General features: G+C 62.3%; 19 protein-coding genes. 7 read left to right on the top strand and 12 right to left on the bottom strand.

The window, feature by feature from the left end; translation table 11 throughout:
- The first annotated feature begins 92 nt into the window (after positions 1-92).
- The 4 genes from AB7783_RS20455 (at position 93) to AB7783_RS20440 (ending at position 4,285) form a co-directional block, all read left to right on the top strand.
- Entirely contained in the window at positions 93-992 is a 900-nt protein-coding gene (locus tag AB7783_RS20455; protein WP_441278644.1) for an EamA family transporter, read from the top strand.
- 91 nt (positions 993-1,083) lie between these two features.
- Positions 1,084-1,845, top strand: a complete 762-nt coding sequence (locus tag AB7783_RS20450; protein ID WP_441278643.1) for a thermonuclease family protein — start codon at positions 1,084-1,086, stop codon at positions 1,843-1,845.
- 119 nt (positions 1,846-1,964) lie between these two features.
- Entirely contained in the window at positions 1,965-2,912 is a 948-nt protein-coding gene (locus AB7783_RS20445; RefSeq protein ID WP_441278642.1) for an AAA family ATPase, read from the top strand.
- Positions 2,913-2,914: 2 nt separating this feature from the next.
- Positions 2,915-4,285, top strand: coding sequence for a VWA domain-containing protein (locus AB7783_RS20440; protein WP_441278641.1), 1,371 nt, complete (start codon positions 2,915-2,917; stop codon positions 4,283-4,285).
- Between the two features lie 9 nt (positions 4,286-4,294).
- Here the strand turns inward: AB7783_RS20440 and AB7783_RS20435 are convergent, their stop codons facing one another.
- Together AB7783_RS20435 and AB7783_RS20430 are read right to left on the bottom strand one after the other, a co-directional pair.
- On the bottom strand, positions 4,295-6,037 hold the full coding sequence (locus tag AB7783_RS20435; RefSeq protein WP_441278640.1) for a cytochrome c biogenesis protein DipZ: 1,743 nt from the start codon (positions 6,035-6,037) through the stop codon (positions 4,295-4,297).
- Positions 6,038-6,131: 94 nt separating this feature from the next.
- Positions 6,132-6,554: an organic hydroperoxide resistance protein gene (locus tag AB7783_RS20430; RefSeq protein WP_441278639.1), complete on the bottom strand. Its 423-nt coding sequence runs from the start codon at positions 6,552-6,554 to the stop codon at positions 6,132-6,134.
- 150 nt (positions 6,555-6,704) lie between these two features.
- Between AB7783_RS20430 and AB7783_RS20425 the strand changes: the two genes are divergently transcribed.
- The 3 genes from AB7783_RS20425 to AB7783_RS20415 all read left to right on the top strand — a co-directional run bounded on the left by AB7783_RS20425 (position 6,705) and on the right by AB7783_RS20415 (position 10,138).
- Positions 6,705-7,175: a MarR family winged helix-turn-helix transcriptional regulator gene (locus tag AB7783_RS20425; RefSeq protein ID WP_231078961.1), complete on the top strand. Its 471-nt coding sequence runs from the start codon at positions 6,705-6,707 to the stop codon at positions 7,173-7,175.
- A gap of 93 nt (positions 7,176-7,268) precedes the next feature.
- Entirely contained in the window at positions 7,269-8,480 is a 1,212-nt protein-coding gene (locus tag AB7783_RS20420) for an amidohydrolase family protein (RefSeq protein WP_441278638.1), read from the top strand.
- Between the two features lie 68 nt (positions 8,481-8,548).
- On the top strand, positions 8,549-10,138 hold the full coding sequence (locus AB7783_RS20415; RefSeq protein ID WP_441278637.1) for a gamma-glutamyltransferase family protein: 1,590 nt from the start codon (positions 8,549-8,551) through the stop codon (positions 10,136-10,138).
- Here the strand turns inward: AB7783_RS20415 and AB7783_RS20410 are convergent, their stop codons facing one another.
- The 10 genes from AB7783_RS20410 to AB7783_RS20365 form a co-directional block, all read right to left on the bottom strand.
- Positions 10,139-11,731, bottom strand: coding sequence for a class I adenylate-forming enzyme family protein (locus AB7783_RS20410; RefSeq protein WP_441278636.1), 1,593 nt, complete (start codon positions 11,729-11,731; stop codon positions 10,139-10,141).
- Positions 11,732-11,875: 144 nt separating this feature from the next.
- On the bottom strand, positions 11,876-12,787 hold the full coding sequence (dmeF, locus tag AB7783_RS20405) for a CDF family Co(II)/Ni(II) efflux transporter DmeF (RefSeq protein WP_441278635.1): 912 nt from the start codon (positions 12,785-12,787) through the stop codon (positions 11,876-11,878).
- Between the two features lie 9 nt (positions 12,788-12,796).
- Positions 12,797-13,072, bottom strand: a complete 276-nt coding sequence (locus tag AB7783_RS20400) for a metal/formaldehyde-sensitive transcriptional repressor (RefSeq protein ID WP_441278634.1) — start codon at positions 13,070-13,072, stop codon at positions 12,797-12,799.
- Between the two features lie 97 nt (positions 13,073-13,169).
- Positions 13,170-14,705 (bottom strand): SpoVR family protein, encoded by a 1,536-nt coding sequence (locus tag AB7783_RS20395; protein WP_441278633.1) that lies wholly within the window; start codon positions 14,703-14,705, stop codon positions 13,170-13,172.
- Positions 14,702-15,973, bottom strand: coding sequence for a YeaH/YhbH family protein (locus tag AB7783_RS20390; protein WP_170849644.1), 1,272 nt, complete (start codon positions 15,971-15,973; stop codon positions 14,702-14,704). The genes AB7783_RS20395 and AB7783_RS20390 overlap by 4 nt, the downstream gene beginning before the upstream one ends.
- 25 nt (positions 15,974-15,998) lie before the next feature.
- Positions 15,999-17,942, bottom strand: a complete 1,944-nt coding sequence (locus AB7783_RS20385) for a PrkA family serine protein kinase (protein WP_089267701.1) — start codon at positions 17,940-17,942, stop codon at positions 15,999-16,001.
- Between the two features lie 352 nt (positions 17,943-18,294).
- On the bottom strand, positions 18,295-18,753 hold the full coding sequence (locus AB7783_RS20380; RefSeq protein ID WP_089267700.1) for a DUF1178 family protein: 459 nt from the start codon (positions 18,751-18,753) through the stop codon (positions 18,295-18,297).
- Positions 18,750-19,649: a carbon-nitrogen hydrolase family protein gene (locus AB7783_RS20375; RefSeq protein WP_120287340.1), complete on the bottom strand. Its 900-nt coding sequence runs from the start codon at positions 19,647-19,649 to the stop codon at positions 18,750-18,752. The genes AB7783_RS20380 and AB7783_RS20375 overlap by 4 nt, the downstream gene beginning before the upstream one ends.
- Entirely contained in the window at positions 19,646-19,921 is a 276-nt protein-coding gene (gene grxC, locus AB7783_RS20370; protein ID WP_068729362.1) for a glutaredoxin 3, read from the bottom strand. Before grxC ends, AB7783_RS20375 begins: the two co-directional genes overlap by 4 nt.
- A 30-nt stretch (positions 19,922-19,951) precedes the next feature.
- Entirely contained in the window at positions 19,952-20,761 is an 810-nt protein-coding gene (locus AB7783_RS20365; RefSeq protein ID WP_441278632.1) for a ComF family protein, read from the bottom strand.
- Between the last annotated feature and the right edge of the window lie 17 nt (positions 20,762-20,778).

Raw genomic sequence — 20,778 nt, 5'->3', positions numbered from 1 at the left:
CGATCGCATCGCAGGCATGGGCGCAGGCCGCTTGACCCTGCGGCGTGACGCGGTCAGGTTCCGCGCCATCGCTCGCGGACCCGTCCTGCCTCATGTTCACCATCGCCTCGCTCTGGATCCCCTTCACTATCATCGCCTCGCTGGGGCAGGTGGCGCGCAATGCCATGCAGCGCTCGCTCACCGGACCGCTCGGGACCTGGGGCGCCACCAACATCCGTTTTCTGTTCGGCTTCCCGTTCTCGATCGTCTTTTTCGTGGTGATCATCCTGGCGACGGGCGACAAGGTGCCGTGGCCATCAGCCGAATTCTGGCCGTGGCTGCTACTCGGCGCGCTGAGCCAGATCTTTGCCACAGGGCTCATGCTGGCAGCGATGAATGATCGCTCCTTTGTGGTCACCACGGCCTATCTCAAGACCGAGGCGATCCAGACCGCGATTTTCGGTTTCGTCTTTCTCGGCGATCATCTGACGGTGCTGAAGGTCACGGCAATCCTGATTGCCACCATCGGAGTCGTTGTCACGGCGCTGCGGCCCGGTGCCACGCGCAACATCGCCAGCATCCGGCCGACCGTCCTCGGACTGGTCGCGGCTGCGGCCTTCGCACTGTCGGCAGTCGGTTTTCGCGGTGCCATCATCACGGTGCCCGGTGTCAGCTTCGTCACGGCGGCATCCTATGCGCTGGTCTGGGCACTGTTCGTGCAGACCTTGATCCTGACCATTTATCTGCTGGCCCGTGCACCCAAGGTGCTGAGCGACATCCTCGGCCTGTGGAAGCCATCGATGCTGGCCGGCTTCATGGGCGCAGCCGCCTCGCAATTCTGGTTCCTGGCATTTGCACTTACGGCCGCCGCCAATGTCCGGACGCTGGCGCTGGTCGAGGTGCTGTTCGCGCAGGCTGTCGCCTATTATTCGTTCAAGCAGCCCCTTTCGGCACGCGAATTGTCGGGGATTGCGCTGATTGTCGTCGGCGTAGCGATGCTGGTTGCGGTGTGACGGCGCAGTGCGCGTGATGTCTCTTTCGTGGGCGCGCCTGCTGCGATAGGACTGATCGCAGTCCTCCCGTGCCGATCCCGAGACCAGATTGATGCGCATCCTGTCCCTGCTCTTCCTGCTGCTTGTCGCCAACCCGGCCTCGGCGGTCGAAGCCATCGTCAAGGACGGCGACACCATCCAGATCGGCAATGTCGCCTACAAGCTCGCCGGCCTGGACGCGCCGGAGGTGGATCAGCCCTGTGTCGATGAGCATGCCGACAATTGGGCCTGCGGCGTCGAGGCAAGGGACCAGCTGGTGAAACTGATCGGCAAGCGCGAGGTTCGCTGTGACGACCTTGGCGAGGACAAGATCTACAAGAACCGTCGCGCCGGTCTCTGCAGTGTCGTTGGCGAGACGGGTAGCCTCAATCAGGCGGTGATCCAATCGGGCTATGCGGTGAGCATCGAACCGTCGGACAAGGCAAGCGCCAAGACCAGCTTCAAGCCCGATGAGACGGCGGCCAAGGACAAGCGCCAAGGGCTGTGGCGCGGGTGCTTCGTGACGCCCGCGGAGTTCCGCCGCAAGGCGAGTGACAGCCCATTGCTCGGCTCGGCCTGTCGGAGCGACAAGGAAAAGGAGCTGCGCGCGGCGCTGTTTCCCACGGATCTCGCGATGCCGGCGGGCTGCAATATCCGGGCGAAACAGGTCCGCCGCGCCAAGTTTACCGGACATGTCGGTGTCTATCTCATCCCCCAGTGCCAGAATTATGCGACCCAGCCGAAGCCGGATCGCTGGTTCTGCAGCGAGGACGACGCCCGCGCCGCGGGTTACCGCAAGGCGCTCAACTGTCAGGCCCCCAGTCGCCGCAACTGAGCGATGAGCCGGTGGCGCTGGACGCCGCGGGCTGAACCACGTAGCAAATCAGGACGCCGGAATGAGCCGGGCGCAGGCGCGGTGGCTTATTCCAGTATGCGAAATCCGGAGTGAAGCGCGTGGCCGAGAACACCAGTTCAGCATCGATCGAAGCCGTTGAGCGCAGCCTGGCTTCTGCCGGCTATATCGCCAGCCGGCAGATCGCCACCGCTGTCTATCTCGCCGAGAAAATTGAGAAGCCGATTCTGGTCGAAGGCCCGGCCGGTGTGGGCAAGACCGAACTTGCCAAGGCGATCGCTGCCTCGCGCGGTCTCGAGATGATCCGCATGCAGTGCTATGAGGGCCTCGACGAGGCCAAAGCGCTGTATGAGTGGAAGTACGCCAAGCAGCTGCTCTACACCCAGATATTGAAAGACAAGCTCGGCGAAGTGCTAGGCGGTGCCGATACGCTCGACAAGGCGCTGGAGCAGCTGCATGATTTCGGCGACGTGTTCTTCTCCAAGGAGTTTGTCGAGCCGCGTCCGTTGCTGCGCGCTCTGGAACAGCCGATGGGCTGCGTGCTTCTGATCGACGAGATCGACAAGTCCGACGCCGAATTCGAGTCACTGCTGCTCGAAATCCTGTCCGACTTCCAGGTCACGATCCCCGAGCTCGGCACCGTCGTAGCCATCGTACCACCGACCGTGATCCTGACCTCGAACGGCGAACGTGATCTTGGCGATGCGTTGAAGCGCCGCTGTCTGCATCTGCATATCGGCTTCCCCGAACCGAAGCTCGAAGAGCGCATCGTCGAAACCCGCGTGCCCGGTGTTTCCGCGACACTGCGCAAGCAGCTTGTCGGCTTCGTCAATCAGGTCCGCACGCTGGACCTGAAGAAGCTCCCGTCGGTCAGTGAGACCATTGATTGGGCCAAGGTGCTGGTGCTGCTCGGTGCGTCCGAACTCGGCCACGAGATGGTCAAGGATACGCTCAACGTGCTGCTGAAATACGAAGGCGATATCGAAGCGACACTGCCGCAGGTCTCGGGCTTCGTTGCCAAGGCCGACCGGCAGGGCGTGTTCGGTTAGCCATGCGCGACACGCTGCATCGCTTCTTTCGGGCGGCGCGGGGCGCCGGTGTCAGGATTTCGCCTGCCGAAAGTATCGATGCGATGCGTGCCGCCGCTGAAGTGGGCCCCGCCGATCGCGCCATCCTGCGCGATGCGCTGCTGCTGACCATGGCGAAGTCCGGCGAAGAGAAAGCGGCGCTTGCTGCCTGTTTCGATACGTTCTTCACCCATCCTGAGTTCGACGCGCCGTCCGCGGCAAATGACGACGAGATTGGCGAGGGGGCAAGCGAGAGCGGAACCGACGCCGTGGCAGGCACCGCGTCGGCACAGGCTTCGACCGAACTCGGTTCGCTCGCGCAAATGCTGTTGGCGCAGGACCGCGCCGCCATTGCCGCGGCGCTTTCAAACGCATCGAATGCCGCCGGCCTGACCGACATCCGTGTCTTCACCCAGCGGGGGCTGTTTGCCAGTCGGGTGCTCGAGCAGCTCGGGATCGCACAACTGCGCGACGACATCGATGCGCTCACGACCCGCAATCCAGCAGATGCAGAACGGCTTGCAACGGCGCTCGGCAGCCTGCGCGAGACCGTCAGCGAAATGGTCGCGCAGGCGCTGCTGCTCTATGGCCGCGAGGAGAAAGAGGCGTTGCGCAATGAGATCCTGCGCAATGCGCCGATGGCGCGGCTGGAACAGCGGCAGATCGCGCAGATGCGCGTTCTGATCCGGCAGATGGCGCGGCGGCTGCGCGAGCGCTTCAGCAAGCCGCGCAAACGCCAGCGCCGCGGGCATCTCGATGTCCGCCGCACCATTCGTCGCAATGCCGCATGGGGCGGCGTGCCGTTCATGACGGCATGGAAGCGCCGTCATCGTGACAAACCGAAGATCGTCGCGATCTGCGACGTCTCGGGCTCCGTGGCGCAGGTCTCCGACTTCTTCCTGCTGCTGATCCACAGCCTGCATGAAGTGGTGTCCGATGTGCGCTCCTTCGCTTTTTCCGGCAACCTGATCGAAGTCAGTGAAGTCCTGGAGAAGAACAAACCTGAAGAGGCGATGAAGCAGATCATGTCGTCGGTTGGCTACGGCTCGTCCGACTATGGTCGCTCCTTCGTCGATTTCGAGAAGGGGTTCATGAGCGCGATCACGGCGCAGACCACGGTCATAGTGCTCGGCGATGCCCGCAGCAACAATCTCGATCCGCGCGCCGACATCCTGCGCCGCATCGGCGAGCGCTCGAAGCGGCTGGTCTGGCTCAACCCCGAGGGCCGCATGGGCTGGGGCTTCGGCGATTCCGAAATGCCGCGCTATGCGACCTTCTGCAATGTCGTGCGCCAGTGCGCGACGGCGCAGCAACTCGAGCGCGCCGTCGCCGATATCGTGGCGACCTATCAATAGCCGTCGCGATCAGCCGAAGGTGAAGGCATAGGCCCGCACGCCCGGATCGAGGAATTCGATTCCGAATGTGCGGTCGGTCACGTCGCCAGCCTGTCGCACCAGCTGATACAGCTTCGCATCCGTCACGATGCCATATCCCTCCGCATCGGTATCGGCGCCGTGGCTGGTGCCGGGCGCCGCGCCGTCGATGGTCACGCGGAAGCGTACCGGCTTGCCGTCCGGCGATGGCCCAAGAACCAGATGCAGGTCGCGGGCGTGGAAACGATAGACGATGCGACCTGACGTATCATCGAGCTGCGCATATTCGCGGCCGATGGTCCATGTGCCACCCAGCGTCCAGCGGTTCAGTGGCAGCATGTCGATGCCGCGATAGAGGCTCGGCACGTCTTCGCGTGCGCCGCCCGGCGACGTGAAGCCGCTGGCCTGCGCGTAGCCGAGATAGGTCTCCGACGAACGAAGTTGCTCCTCGTCTGCGGCGACCTGCGTGCCTTCCGCCTGGACTTTCGCGGTTTCGCCGGTCGGCTTGTGGCCGGCTTCTGCGAGCAGTTGCTGGATCACCTTTTCGGACGACGCGTAATTGCCTTCGCCGATCGCCTGATGACGGATACGACCATCGGCGCCGACGAAGTAGAGCGCCGGCCATGCATTGTTGCTGAAGGCACGCCAGATCCGGAAGTCGTTGTCGATCGCGACGGGATAGCCGACGCGGAGCTTCGTCGTTGCGGTGCTGACATTGCCGACGTTCTTCTCGAAGGCAAATTCCGGCGTGTGCACGCCGATCACGACGAGGCCCTGATCGCGATACTTCTCGGCCCAGGCGCGGACATGCGGCAGCACGCGCAGGCAGTTGATGCAGGAATAGGTCCAGAAATTCACCAGCACGACCTTGCCCTGCAGGTCTTCAGCCTTCAGCGGCGACGTGTTGAGCCATTGCCTGTTGCCCACGATCGATGCGAGCGGACCAGACAGTGATGCATGGGGTGTGGCATTGCCGATGGACGTTCCGGCCTGCGCGGATGGTGCGGGCTGGAGCGTGTCGATCAGCTTGCTTTCAAACGCCGTCGTTGATGGCAGTGATAGTTGCGTCAGCAGGCGCGTATCCAGCCCGGCCCAGATCGCGATGGCGCCGAGCACTACCGCGCCACCCAGCGCGCGACGCACGCCATCGCTCCATGGCATCAGCTCGCGCGCCTTGACGAGCAAACGTCCGCCCAGCAGCATGCCGGCGGCAAGTGATGTGGCCGCACCAAGACCATAGGCAAGCAACAGCAGCACGGTGTCGATTCCCGGCCCGTGCAGTGCCGCGCCGGTGAGGATCAGGCCCAGCACCGGTCCGGCACAGGGTGCCCAGACGAGGCCCGTCGCGATGCCGAGCAGCAGCGAACCGACCGGTGTGCGGTTGGCGTTTGCATCATTCTGGCCGGCCCAGCCGGACAGCTTCACGCCGAGTAGCACCAGCGGCGCCATCAGTCGCGTGGCGAGAGTCGGCAACAGCAGTGCCAGGCCGAACAGCGTCATCGCGATGAGGGCGATGGTTCTGCCATAACGATTTGCCTCGATCGCCCAGTTGCCGGCGACAGAGGCGAGACTGGCGGCCACCGCGAAAGTCAGTGTGAGGCCGATCAGCAAGGGCAATCCGCTGCGGCGAAACGGCTGGTCCGCGCGGGCGAGAATGATCGGTAGGATCGGGAAGATGCAGGGCGATGCGATGGTGAGCAGGCCGGCCGCATAAGCGAGGATGAAGAGCGTCACGGTGATCTCCAGAAATACACGAGTGAAGCCGGCGACCGTTCGGGGGAGCGCCGCGATCCGCGGACCGGTTGACGGTCCGCGGAAGAAGGTGAGGTTAGATCAGGTTGATCGCGACATTGATGTTGCCGCGCGTTGCCTTGGAGTAGGGGCAGATCTGATGCGCGGCATCGACCACTTGGCGAGCGACGTCCGGTGCAAGGCCGGGCAGGCTGACATTGAGGCGGCCCTGCAGGAAGAAGTCGCCGCCGGTGGTGCCGAGGTCGACTTCGGTGTCGACGGCAACGTCGGCCGGCAGCTTGACCTTCAGATTGCGGGCGGCGCGCCCGATGGCGCCGATGAAGCAGGCGGACCAGCCTGCCGCGAACATTTGCTCGGGATTGGTGCCGGCGCCGGCCGAGCCGGGAGGCGACAGCTTGACGTCGAGCCGACCGTCCGAGCTTTGCGACGCGCCATCGCGGCCGCCGGTGGTGTGGGTCTGGGCGGTATAGAGAACCTTTTCAATGGTGGTCGTGGTCATGGTCGTAGCTCCTATTTGTATCGTACGCGATGTAATCGAGTGCGATACAAATAACGGCTCCGATCTATCTGTCAACTCTTCCGATTTAATCGCATCCGATATATATGGATGCGTCAGGTCACGTTCTCGTGTCCTGACGGGAGTGCGGACATGTCATCAAGCAAGCTAAAATCGGTCAAATCCGAGCAGGCCGGGCCGAAACTGTCGGATTTCCTTTGCTTTTCGATCTATTCAGCCAATCTGGCCTATGGCCGGGCCTACAAGCCGATCCTCGAAAAGCTCGGTCTGACTTACACCCAGTACATCGCCATCGTGGCGCTGTGGGAGGAGGACGGGCAGACCGTGGGCAGCCTCGGCGAAAAGCTGTTTCTGGAGTCCAACACGCTGACGCCGATCCTGAAGAAGCTCGAAGCGATGGGCTATCTGCGCCGGCAGCGCGATCCTGGGGATGAGCGGCAGGTGGTGATCAGCCTGACCGACGAAGGCCGGCGGCTGCGCGAGAAGGGGCTGACCATGAATCTCGTGAAGGCATCCGGTCTTGAGCCCGACGAATTCAAGAAAATGCAGCAGGGCGTTGCCACGCTGCGCGATAACCTGATCAAGGCTGCGCGCGAGAGCTGACCCGCGTATCGGCCATGCAGTGGCCGGCGTGCGGGTGCATGCTGTGTCGTCCCCCTGTAACCTCGCGGCAGCAGATCAGTCCGAGAGGTTGGCGTGAGCGACATCGACAAAATTTTTACGCGGGCGAAATTCGCCGACGGCAGCCTCAACACGATTGCCGTCAGTGGCGGTCTGATCACCGGGATCATATCCGGCAGCGATCCAGCACCGACAACCGCAGAGACCGTCGATCTCGGCGGCACGCTTGTGATACCGTCCTTCGTCGAAGGTCACATCCATCTCGACACCAGTTTCTACGGCGACGTCTGGCGGCCGCATGTGCCCTATTCGAACGGCTTCAACGTGCAGGAGCGCGTTGCCATCCAGGCCGACAACATGGCCAAGGCCGCGCCGATGGCCGAGCGCGCGCAGAGCCAGCTTGAGCTTTGCCTCGGCCACGGCAGCACGCGGATGCGCAGCCATGTGATGGTGGACGGTTCGGTGGGTCTCAAATCGCTTGAGACCATCCTCGCGGTACGCGAGGCGCATCGCGACCTCATCGACATCCAGCTTGTCGCCTTCCCGCAGAGCGGCATCCTGCGCAGTCCGGGCACGCCGGATCTGCTCGATGCTGCTTTCGATCTCGGCGCGAACGTGATCGGCGGTCTCGATCCCGGTGGCTTCGACCGCGATGTCGAGAAGCATCTCGATGTGGTGTTCGGCATCGCCGAGCGCCGCGGCGTTGATGTCGATATCCATCTGCACGATCTCTCGATGCTCGGCATTTTCGAGATAGAACAGATTTGCTCGCGCACGCAGGCGCTGGGCATGCAGGGCCATGTCGCCATCAGCCACGCTTATTCGCTTGGCGATGTCGCGGCTGACGTGGTTCAGCGCACGGCGGAGGCGCTGGCTTCGAGCGGCGTGGCCATCATGACCAATGCGCCGGGCGCGCGGCCGTTTCCGCCGGTGAAGCTGTTGCGCGCTGCTGGCGTCACGGTGTTCGGCGGCTGCGACAATATTCGAGACTCGTGGTGGCCCTATGGCGACGGCGACATGCTCGGCCGCGCCATGATGATCGGCTATCGCTCCGGCTTCAACACCGACGAAGATCTGATGCTGGCCTTCGACATTGCCACCGCCGGTGGCGCCAAGGCGTTGCGGCTGGATGATCACGGCCTCCGCGTCGGCGCCAAGGCGGATTTCGTTGCCATCGATGCACCGCACGTGCCGCAGGCCGTGGTCGATCTGCCAAGGCGCCGCGCGGTCTACAAGAACGGCCGGCTGGTTGCGCGGGACGGCGAGATCGTCGCCCGAAAGGCTTGAATCATCGGCTGGACGCGTTACGACTGCGCCAGACAAAGCTGGCATGCCACGAGTTCTGGAGACGACGAATGCTTGAAACACCGCGCGCGCGACGGGGCATGGTGACCTCGCCGCATCATTTGGCGTCGCAGGCCGGCCTCGACGTCCTTAAGGACGGCGGCACCGCCGTTGAAGCGGCGATCGCCGTAGCGGCGGCGCTCGCAGTGGTCTATCCGCACATGACCGGCATCGGTGGTGACGGCTTCTGGCTGATCGCCGAGCCCGGCAAGACGCCGATCACGGTGGATGCCTGCGGCCGCGCCGGCGCTGCCGTCGATCTCGCTTACTATGCGGCAAAGGGCGCTTCTGCGATTCCGTTCCGCGGACCGCTCGCTGCCAACACCGTCGCCGGGACCGTGTCCGGCTGGCAGAAAGCACTGGATATCTCGCAGCATTGGCAGAAGCCGATGGTGCGCGAGCGGCTGCTGGAAAGTGCGATCTATTATGCCGAAAATGGCATCGTCGTTACGCGCAGCCAATCCGAACTGACGTCTGAGAAATTCGCGGAGCTGAAGGACCAGCCGAATTTTGCCGGGACTTTTATGCCGAACGGGCAGGCGCCGGCCGAAGGCGATATCATGAAACTGCCGGCGCTCGGTGCGACGCTGAAGCATCTGGCCGCCGAGGGCTTCGAGAGCTTCTACAACGGCAAGCTTGCCGACACGATCGCCGCTGACCTCGCCAAAGTCGCATCACCCGTCACCGCGGCTGATCTGCAGAACCATCAAGCCACCGAGCGCCCGCCGCTATCGACCACCGTGCGCGGCGCGCAGCTGTTCAACATGGCGCCGCCGACGCAGGGTCTGTCGTCGCTGATGATCCTCGCGATGTTCGATCGGCTCGGCGTCACCCAGGCCGAAGGTTTCGATCACATTCACGGCCTCGTCGAGGCGACCAAGCAGGCTTTCATCGTCCGCGACGAGCATGTCGGCGATCCCGATCACATGACGGTGGATCCCGCATCCTTCCTCGACGACGCCAAGCTGGACGAGTTGGCGCGTCATATCGATCGCAAAATCGCGCTGCCTTGGCCGCATATCCGCAAGCCCGGCGACACCATCTGGCTCGGCGTCATCGACAGGCAAGGCCGTTCGGTGTCGTTCATCCAGTCGGTCTATTTCGAGTTCGGCTCCGGCGTCGTGCTGCCGGAAACCGGCATCTGCTGGCAAAATCGTGGCGCCTCGTTCCGGCTTGCCGAGAGCGGCTGGAATGCGCTGAAACCGGGCCGCAAGCCGTTCCACACGCTCAATCCCGCGATGGCGATCTTCGATGACGGCCGTCGTATGGTTTACGGAAACATGGGGGGCGAGGGGCAGCCGCAAACGCAGTCGGCGGTGTTCTCGCGCTACGGTATGTTCGGCATGCCGCTGCAGCAGGCGGTGACCGCGCCGCGCTGGCTGCTCGGCAAGACCTGGGGCGATGAAAGCGTCACGCTGAAGGTCGAGGATCGCTTCGATCCCGCATTGATCCAGCAGCTTCGGGATGCCGGTCACGCGGTCGAGGTGCTCGGCAGCTATACCGGTACCATGGGCCATGCCGGCGCCATCGTGCTGCACGCCAACGGCGTGCTAGAAGGCGCGACGGACCCGCGCTCGGATGGTGCTGTCGCCGCTTGGTGATCAGCTCGCCATCATCTTGCGTAGTTCGGTCTTGAGGATCTTGCCGTTAGCGTTGCGCGGCAGCGGCTCCTTCAGGAAGGTGATGGTGTCCGGCACCTTGTAATCGGACAGCCGCTCCGCACAGTATTTGCGGATGTCGGCCTCGTTGCCGCCATCGGGACTATAGACGAAGGCGTGTACGCGTTCGCCGAGCACCGGATCGGGCTTGCCCACCACTGCGCTTTCGACGATGGCGGGATGATGTGACATCACGTTTTCGACCTCGGTGCAGTAGATCTTGAAACCGGCGCGATTGATCATGTCCTTCTTGCGGTCGACCACATAGACATAGCCGTCCGCATCCATGCGGCCGATATCGCCGGAGCGCCAATAGCCACCGACGAAGCCGGTGCGCGTCGCATCCGGGTTGTCCCAATAGCCCGGCACGACCATGGCGCCGGCAATCAGCAATTCGCCGTCCTGACCGACCGGCACCTCGCGGCCGTCGTCATCGGCGACCACGATATGCGCGCCGGTTACGGGGCGCCCGACCGAATTGATTTTGCTGACAGGCGAGCCGGGCGGAAACATCGTCGCGGGTGATGAAGTCTCAGTCGAACCATAGGCATTACAGAGATTAAGCTTCGGCAGCACTTCGGCGAGGCGCGTGATGGTCGCTTCGGGCATCGGCGCGCCGCCGAAGCCGGCGATGCGCCATGAAGACAGATCGTGACGATCGAAATCCGGCTGCAGCAGGCAGAGATTATACATCGCGGGCACCATTAGTGTGTAGGTCATGCGCTCGCGTGCCGCGACAGCGAGAAACTCCGGTGCCTTGAAGGTCGGCAGGATGACCGTCGTTCCGGCGACATTGATGGTCGCAAGGATCAATGCCACAAGCCCGGTGACATGCGATGCTGGCACCGCCAGCATGGTGACGTCACCGTCGTGCAGGCCATAGCCATGCTGGAAGTTGAGCAGCGAATGGATGATGCTCGCATGGGTGAGCATCGCGCCTTTCGGGTTGCCAGTGGTGCCTGACGTATAGAGCAGAAAAGCGGTGTCCTCCTGATGGAGTTCGGGAAGCGCAGCGGCAGGCGCATCTTTCGTCAGCTCCGCAAACGATGGCGCACGGCCGCTGCCGACCACCCACTGATTGCGCAAGTCCGCACGCGGTGCGGGCAGGTTGGCCTCGCAGTCGGCGTCATAGACGAGCGCTGAAGCCCCACACTGCTGCAACACATAGTCGATCTCGGGTGCGCGCTGCCGCGTATTGAGCGGCACGACGATCATGCCGGCGCGGACGGCGCCGAGCGCGCAGAAGATGAATTCCAGGCAGTTGCCGAGCAGCATCGCGATGCGCTCGCCCCTCTTGAAGCCGCAGGCGATCAGATTGCGGGCAACATTCTCCGCGACGCGGTCGAGCTCCGCATAGGTGACCCGTTTCTCGCCGAGTACCAACGCGACGCCCTCCGGCTTCCGCGCGACAGCAGCGCGCAGCATGGCGTCGAGAGTCGGCGAACGATCGGAGAAACAGGTGACGACGCGTTCGCTGTAGAGAACTTCATGGCGGGTGGCCGGCGCTGAGGTTCCCGGTGCGATCTGTCCTTGCATATCCGTCCCAGACGTTTTTTGCGCGCCGCAATCGGCACGCCCCACCATTTGGCTGGCGATGATGACGTCAGGTTAATCAGCCATGCGGCGAATGCCAACCCGCTTCGCCGCATGGCTCATAACGCGGGAGATGTGTGTCCGGCGCTAGCGCGCTTCCACAGTCACGTGCTGCAATTCATGCACGGCGGCGAGGCGCTGCCGCACCGTCTCTGTGCTCGCTCCGCCGGCAAAGCCGACGATCGCAGCATGCGCACCGGGGCCGACGCGCCACACGTGGAGGTCGAAGATGCGGGCGTCGCCGGGGCGCTCGACCTCATCGCGGATTTCCTGTTCCAGATGCGGATCTGACGTGTCGAGCAACACGGCCGCCGTGTCGCGCAGCAGATTCCACGCCCAGGCGGCGATGACGATGCTGCCGACGATGCCCATCACAGGATCGAGCCAAACCCAGTTCAGATAGCGGCCGGCTAGCAGCGCGGCGATGGCGAGCACCGAGGTCAGCGCATCGGCCAGCACATGCATGAAGGCGGAGCGCATGTTGTTGTCGTGATGATGCGCGCCGTGGTGATGGTCGTGGTCATGACCGTCGTGATGATGCCCGCCGCTCAGCAGAAACGCACTGGCGATATTCACGATCAGGCCGATGACGGCGATCACCGTGGCTTCGCCGAAGGCGACTGTGGACGGATTGAATAGCCGCTGCACGGATTCGACGGCGATGCCGATGGCGATGATCGCCAGCACCAATGCGGAGGCAAAGCCGGCGAGATCGCCGACCTTGCCTGTGCCGAAAGTAAAGCGGCGGTTATGTGCGTTGCGGCGTGCATAAGCATAGGCGCCCGCAGCAATGGCGAGCGCCACGGCATGGGTCGCCATGTGGAAGCCGTCGGCCAGCAGCGCCATCGAATTGAAGACTATGCCGGCGACGATTTCACCGACCATCATGATAGTGGTGAGGGCGACTACCCATAGGGTGCGGCGGGTATTGTCGTCGTGACTGTCGCCGAGAAACACATGGTCGTGGGCGAGGGCGTCGATATCTCCGGGCACGGTCATGCGCGTCTCCTATTTCGCGTAGCGCCGGATGGCGGCGATGAGTTCTTCGGCGCCGGCCGCACGGTCGTCGGCGCTGAGACCGGGATGGGCGACATGCTCGCGGACATGGTCCTCGATCAGTTCATCCATCAGCCCGCTCGCGGAGCCGCGCACGCCTGCGACCTGATGCAGAATCGTGGCGCAACCGGCGTCTTCGGTGATGGCCTTCTCAATGGCGGCCATTTGGCCGGCGAGCCGACGGACCCGGGCGAGCAGCTTGGTCTTGTTAGCGGTGAGATGCGACATAGGATAGTCCCCTACCCTATATTTCGTCCGAGCGAAAGTCCCCGCCCGGCGACAAGCCGGGCAGGGGAGTTTGCGGGAGGAAACGTAGGGGGATCGATCAGGCGGCCGCGGCCATCACGCGAGGATGGGCGACATGTTCCTTGAGCACCAGGCCGGAGGCATCGACCTCGGCAAGCGAGACGTCGTAGCTCCAGAGATCGGCGAGATGCTGCAGCACCCGCTTCGCATCGGGCTCATTGAGCAGGGCGCCATTGAGCACCGAATGCTTCAGCATCAACCGGCGATCGCCGGCGAGGTCGACGTCCACCACTTCGATATTCGCATCGATCAGGCCGACGTCGTACTGACGCGCCAGCACACGTCGGACGCGGCGATAGCCACGCTCGTCATGGATGGCGTCGACGCGGATGCCTTCCGACACGGCCGGGTCGTCATGCAGGTGGAACATCCGCATGTGGCGCATCAGTCGTGGGCTCAGGAACTGGCTGACGAAGCTCTCGTCGCGGTAGTTGGCCCAGATATCGCGCAGCACGGCCATTGCATCGCCTTTGCCGGCGATATCGGGAAACCACGCGCGGTCTTCGTCGGTCGGATCGGTGACGATTTTTTCGATGTCCTGCATCATTGCGAAGCCGAGCGCATAGGGGTTGAAGCCCGAGAAGCGCCGGTCATCGTAATTCGGCTGGAACACGACATTGGTGTGCGACTGCAGGAATTCCAGGAAGTTGCCGTCCGAGATCTGTCCGGTCTGATGCAGCCGGCTCATGATGCGATAGTGCACGTAAGTGGCCGTGCCTTCGTTCATCACCTTGGTCTGACCTTGCGGGTAGAAATATTGCGAGATGTGCCGAACGATGCGGATGAGTTCGCGCTGCCAGATCTTCAGGCGCGGTGCGGATTTCTCCAGAAAATATAGCAGGTTTTCCTGCGGCAGGCCGAGCAGAGCGCGTCGTCGCTCCGCGCTGAGCAGTGAGGCACTCTTCGCCCGCCCCGTCGGCACCGTGCGCCACAGATCGTTGAACGAGGTTTCTTCGTGATTGCGGCGCTCTTTGGCGCGTTTTTCCTCGGCCCGCAAATCCAGCGATTTCTTGCCGGGATAGCGATCGACGCCGTGCGACATCAGCGCGTGCGCGGCGTCGAGTGTCTGCTCCACCGCTGCGCGGCCATGCTTTTCCTCGCACTGCGCCACATAGCCCTTGGCAAAATCGAGATAGTCGAGAATGCCGTCGGCGTCGGTCCACTGCTTGAACAAATAATTGTTCTTGAAGAAGTGATTATGGCCGAAAGCGGCGTGGGCAATTACCAGCGTCTGCATCGTCGCCGTGTTTTCCTCCATCAGGTAGGAAATGCATGGCGACGAGTTAATAACGATCTCATAGGCCAAACCCATCAGGCCCTTGCGATAGGACGCTTCCTGATGGGCGAATTGTTTGCCGAACGACCAGTGCTTGTAATACAGCGGCATGCCTACGGACGAGTAAGCGTCCAGCATCTGTTCGGCGGTGATGACCTCGATCTGGTTCGGGTAGACGTTGAGGCCGAGCTCCTTTTCGGCAATCTCCTCGCAGGCATCGTGGATGCGCTGCAATGTGGTGAAGTCCCAGTCCGCACCTTCGTAGAGACGGTCTGTCATGGAGCCACCCTCTCCTTGGCCTGGCGACGTTGAAACAGGTCGTGGAACACCGGAAAGATCTCGCTGCGGTCGTTGACCTTGCGCATCGACAGCGGTGCACCTTCCGCGCGCAGCCGCTGATACAGCGTCCACAGTGAGGATTCCGACATTTCGAACGGATGGCTGCCGGATTCGCCCACTTCCAGATAGGCGAAGAACTGCGTCACCGGCAGGATCATGTCCTTGAGCAGGCGGCCGGAGAGATCGCCATCGGCATAAGAGTTGTCGCCGTCCGAGGCCTGTGCGGCATAGATATTCCAGTCGGCGGGGCGATAGCGTGACTGCACGATCTCATGCATGGCCTGCAGTGCGCTGGAAACCAGCGTGCCGCCCGACGCGGGGCCGTGGAAGAAGGTTTGCTCGTCGACTTCCTCGGCACGGTCGGTGTGACGGATGAAGACGATCTCGACTTTGCGATAGCGACGCGTCAGGAAGACGTAGAGCAGCATGTAGAACCGCTTGGCGAGATCCTTCATGTGCTCGGACATCGAGCCGGAGACGTCCATCAGGCAGAACATCACCGCCTGCGCCACCGGCTTCGGCACGTTCTCGAAGCGGCGATAGCGGATGTCGATGGGATCGATGAACGGAATCCGCCGCATCTTGGATTTCAGCCGCGTGATCTCTGCCAGCAATTCGGGGCGGCGCTCGTCACTGCAATGCTCCAGTTCAGCTTCCAACTGTGCAATGGCCTCGGGTCGCGGTCGCTGCAGTGCAACCCGTCGTGCCATGGCCAAGCGTACGGTGCGGCTGACCGAGATATTGGCAGGCGAGCCGGACGTCGTATATCCGGCGCGGCGCAGGCCTTCGTTTTCGACTTCGGCCAGCTTGCGCTTGGAAAGATCCGGCAGTTCCAGGTCGTCGAGGAAAATGTCAACGAACTCCTCCCGGCTGAGCACAAACCGGAATGCATCCTCGCCGTCGCCTTCACCGGCATCGTTCGATCTGCCGCTCTTCGATTGCGGCCGCTGAAGGTAATCACCTTCCACGAATTTCACGTTGCCGGGCAACACCCGGTCGCGAATGCCGCCTTCGCGATAAAAGCGGGGCTCGTTCATCCCGTCGAGCGGGATGGACACTTCGCCGCCTTCCAGGACGTCTTTGATGTCGCGGTCCTGGGAGGCTTTCTTGACGGCTCCCTGAACCAGAGCTTTCGCGCGTCGCAAGAACCGCTGGCGGTTCTCAAGACTCTTGCTGCTCGGGTTCAGGCGTCTATCGACGATATGCATGGCCACGTTATGTTGGCTCCTTGCGTCAGCCGGCCTGTTTCACGCGCATATACCATTCGACGAGACGGCGAACCTGGCGCTCGGTGTAGCCGCGAACGATCATCCGCGCGACGAAGTCGTCATGCTTTTTCTCGGTCTCGCCGTCCTTCTTCGATCCGAAGGAGATCACCGGAAGCAGATCTTCAACTTGAGAGAAGATGCGCTTTTCGATGACTTCCCTGATCTTCTCATAACTCGTCCAGGTCGGATTCTTTCCACCGTTCTGTGCTCGCGAGCGAAGCGAGAACTTCACGACTTCGTTGCGGAAGTCCTTGGGGTTGGCGATTCCGGCCGGTTTTTCGATCTTGCTCAGTTCCTGATTGAGCAATTCGCGATCGAGCAATTGTCCGGTGTCAGGATCCTTGAAGTCCTGATCCTCGATCCAGGCATCGGCATAGTCGACATAACGATCGAACAGGTTCTGGCCGTAGTCCGAATAGGATTCCAGATAGGCTTTCTGGATTTCGTGACCGATGAACTCCGCATAACGCGGCACCAGCTCGGCCTTGATGAATTCGAGATAGCGTTTTTCGACTTCATCAGGCATCTGCTCCCTGCGGATCGCTTGCTCCAGCGTATACATCAGGTGCACGGGATCCGCCCCAATCTCCGACGTGTCGTGATTGTAGGTTGCGGCCAGAACTTTGAACGCGAAGCGCGTCGAGGCACCGTCCATGCCTTCATCAACACCGGCGGCGTCCTTGTATTCCTGAACGCTGCGGGCCTTTGGATCCGACTCTTTCAGGCTTTCGCCGTCATAGACCCGCATCTTGGCGAAGGTCGTCGAGTTCTCGTGCTTGCGCAGCCGCGACATCACGGAGAAGCGTGCCAGGGTTTCCAGCGTCGCCGGTGCGCAAGGTGCGGTGGCAAGTTCGGAGCCCTGAATAAGCTTCTCGTAGATCTTCTGTTCTTCGGTGACGCGCAGGCAGTAGGGCACCTTAATGACGCAGATACGATCGATGAAGGCTTCGTTGTTCTTGTTGGCCTTGAAGCTCTGCCACTCGGATTCGTTGGAGTGGGCGAGGATCACGCCGGTGAACGGGATGGCGCCGATGTTTTCGGTGCCGATATAGTTGCCTTCCTGCGTCGCCGTCAGCAGCGGATGCAGCATCTTGATTGGCGCCTTGAACATTTCGACGAATTCAAGCACGCCCTGATTGGCGCGGTTGAGGCCACCGGAATAGCTGTAGGCGTCGGGATCGTTTTGGGCGAAGATTTCAAGTTTGCGGATATCGACCTTGCCGACCAGCGAGGAGATGTCCTGGTTGTTCTCGTCACCGGGTTCGGTCTTGGCGATGGCGATCTGGCGCAATCGCGACGGCTGGATGCGGGCGACACGGAATTGCGAGATGTCGCCGCCGAAAGCTTCGAGCCGCTTGTAGCACCACGGACTCATGAGACCCGTAAGCCGCCGGCGCGGAATGCCGTATTTCTCTTCGATCATCGGGCCGAGCGTGTCGGGATCAAACAGGCTGAGCGGGCTTTCATAAACCGGAGAGAGTTCGTCGCCGGCTTTCAGCACATAGATGGGATGGACTTCCATCAAGGCCTTGAGGCGCTCGGCAAGCGATGATTTGCCGCCGCCGACCGGGCCGAGCAGATAGAGAATCTGCTTGCGCTCTTCGAGACCCTGCGCCGCATGTCGGAAGAAGGCGACGATGCGTTCGATCGTATCTTCCATGCCGTGAAAGCCGGCAAAGGCTGGATAGCTACGGATGGTACGATTCAAAAAAATACGGCCAAGGCGTGGGTCCTTGGCCGTGTCTATCATTTGAGGCTCGCCGATCGCCGCCAGTAGGCGTTCCGCCGCGTTCGCATATCGCATCGGGTCCCCTCTGCAGGATTCCAGATACTCGGACATCGACATGTCCGTCTCACTTCGGGCTTCGTAACTTCTAGCGAACGCATTGAACAGAGAATCGTTGTACATGATCCCTCTCTCCTTGCTGGTCGGCCGTCCTGTTGGTCGCGATGCTCCTAAGGTGGTAACGGAACGCGTCTTTCCGATCGCGACTCAACATCAGCACTATAGCCTTCAGGACACATCCAGGTCCGAAATCGCGCAATGCGATCTGAGTGCAGCGCGCGACTCATATTCAGGCACTTGCTTATAAGTTAGGCGAGTTTTGCCATGTCTCAAGGGCTAACAAAGCGATTGTGCACGCCTGTGACTCGAACGCCACAAAGTTGCCGTATGTGGGAAGCTTTCGGAATCATGTACCGACGGCGCAGTTTGGATGAGTCGAAACGCGCACAAGAATGCTGGTGAGCGGAGGTTGCGGTCAGTTCCGATCGCTGGGCAGGACAGGCAGCGGAGTCACCTCGATACCTTCATCGATCAGCGACCGTGCTTCATCCGGCGTCGCTTCGCCGTAGATCGGGCGATGTTCGATGTCGCCATAATGCATCTTGCGAGCTTCGGTCGGGAAGCTTTCACCGACATTGTCCGCGTTTTTGGTAACGTGATCGCGCAGTTCTTTCAGCTTGGCGCGCAGTTCGGCTTCCTGCGGCGCCATCATCAGCGGGGCTGTGGTCTCGGAACCGGCGTCAGGGGCGGGTGCCGGGCGATTCTTGCTCTTGCCCACGATACGCGGGGCCATAATGGCCTTTTCGACCTTCACCGATCCGCAATTCGGGCAATTCACCAGCTTGCGCTTCACTTGGGAGTCATAGGCGCCGGAACTCTGGAACCAGCTTTCGAAAGCATGGCCCTTCTCGCAGCGTAGGTCGTAACGGATCATGTCGCTTGCCGGACAAGGTGCAGATAGTCTGGGCCCGATTTGGGATCGCTGACGCTGAAACGGCGGCCGTGCTGCAGGGACGGCACGGTCTTGCGCGCTTCCGTCACCTTCGCAGGATCGATCTTGGCCAGAATGAAGCCCGGCTCGACGCCCGTCGCTTCGGCCAGAACCACGCCCCACGGGTCGATAATCAGCGAGTGTCCATATGTCGCACGCTTGTTCTCATGCACGCCGCCCTGGGCTGCCGCAAAGACGAAGCAGCCAGTCTCGATGGCGCGGGCGCGCAGCAGCGTGTGCCAATGAGCTTCGCCGGTCTTCTGGGTGAACGCCGAGGGCACGGTGAGGAAAGACGCGCCGCTTTCGGCCAATGCGCGATAAAGCGCCGGGAAACGGACGTCGTAGCAAATGGTCAGGCCGATGCGGCCCCATGGGAGATCAGAGATGACGGCGGTCTCGCCCGGCTGATAATTCGCGGATTCGCGATAGCTCTCGCCGTTCGGCAGGTCGATGTCGAACATGTGGATCTTGTCGTAGCTCGCCAGCACATTGCCGTCCGGTCCGATCAGGAACGAGCGATTGGCGGCGCGTTCCGGGTTGGCCAGCACGGCCAGCGATCCGATATGCACGTAGATCTTCAGCTCCGCGGCGAGCGCGCGATAGGCCTTCAGCGAGAGGTCGTCTTCCTCCGGGCGCAGATGTTCGAACAGCGCCGTGCGATTGAGCTGCATCATGTTGCTCACTTCCGGCGTGAGCACATAGTCGGCGCCGGCGAGCGCGGCTTCGCGGATCAGATGCCGGCCCTGTTCGAGGCTCGGCTCCGGCAGTAGGCCGGTGCGCATCTGCACCATGGCGGCGGTGAAGGTCTGGGGCTCGGACGTCGGAGATGTCTGGCTCATGAGGTGGCCTTCTCGCCTGCGATCATGGCGTCAAATTTGCCTTCGCGGTCCAATGCATAGAGATCGTCACAGCCGCCGATCAGGGTGCCGTCGATGAAGATCTGCGGGAAGGTGGCGCCGGGATAGGTACGGTCGAACATTTCCTGGCGCAGCTTCGGATCGGTCGCGGTGTCGAAATGGGTGAATGCAGCTTTCTTGCGCTGGAGCAGCGAGATCGCGGCGCTGCAATAGCCGCAGCCGGGGCGGGTGTAGATTTCAATAGCGGCGGCCATCGGGTGCTCCAGTTGCAGGGAAGTGCCTGATTATATGGGGACCTTGTGGGCCTCCACAACCCGCGCAAAGACCAGCACATCGACCTGGGCGGCCTTGGCGCGCAGCAGCGCCCGTGCGCAGGCGTCCGTCGTGGCACCCGAGGTCAGCACGTCGTCGACCAAAATGACGCGGCGGCCCTGGATTTCAGCCCGGCGTTCAGGTGGGACCTTGAAGGCGCCCTGGACATTGCTGGCGCGCTCGCTGCGCGACAGGCCGATCTGGTGTTCGGTCGGACGTATTCGCCGCAAGGCGTCGCGGGATATCGCAACGCCGCTCTGCCGGCCAATGGCCCGCGCCAGCGCGCCGGACTGGTTGAAGCGCCGACTGAAGCCGCGGCGCCAATGCAGCGGCACCGGCACCAGAAGATCGGCGTCCGCGAGCAATTCCTTCCCCGCCCGCGCCATCCAGCGACCCATGATTGGCGCGAGGTCTGTCCGGTCATGATATTTCAACTGATGCACCAGCGTGCGGGCGACATCGTCATAGCGCACGGCTGCGCGGGCCCGCTGATAGGCCGGCGGATCGGCAATCGCCTGCATCGACAGGATGCCCGGGCCGGGATCGTAGACGAAGGGGATGCCGAGCCGGCTGCAGAACGGCGGCGCGATGAAGGAGAGCTGGCCCCAGCAGGCCGCACAGACGCCTTCGCCGGCGACCGGTTCCCGGCAGGCGACGCAGAGCGTCGGCAGCGCGATGTCGAGCGCAAGACGGGCGGTTTGCGTCCATGCAGACCGGCAAAGCTTCAGCGCGCCGCGCAATTGCGCGGGGAGGGACCACGACACTGTCGCCTCTGCGTCCATGGGTTGAAGGCTAGAGC

Origin of the sequence: Tardiphaga sp. 172_B4_N1_3 (assembly GCF_052076035.1) — a bacterium.
Taxonomy (GTDB): Bacteria; Pseudomonadota; Alphaproteobacteria; order Rhizobiales; family Xanthobacteraceae; genus Tardiphaga; species Tardiphaga robiniae.
The sequence above is the reverse complement of the archived record's forward strand: the minus strand, read 5'-3'. Positions and strand labels throughout refer to the sequence as shown.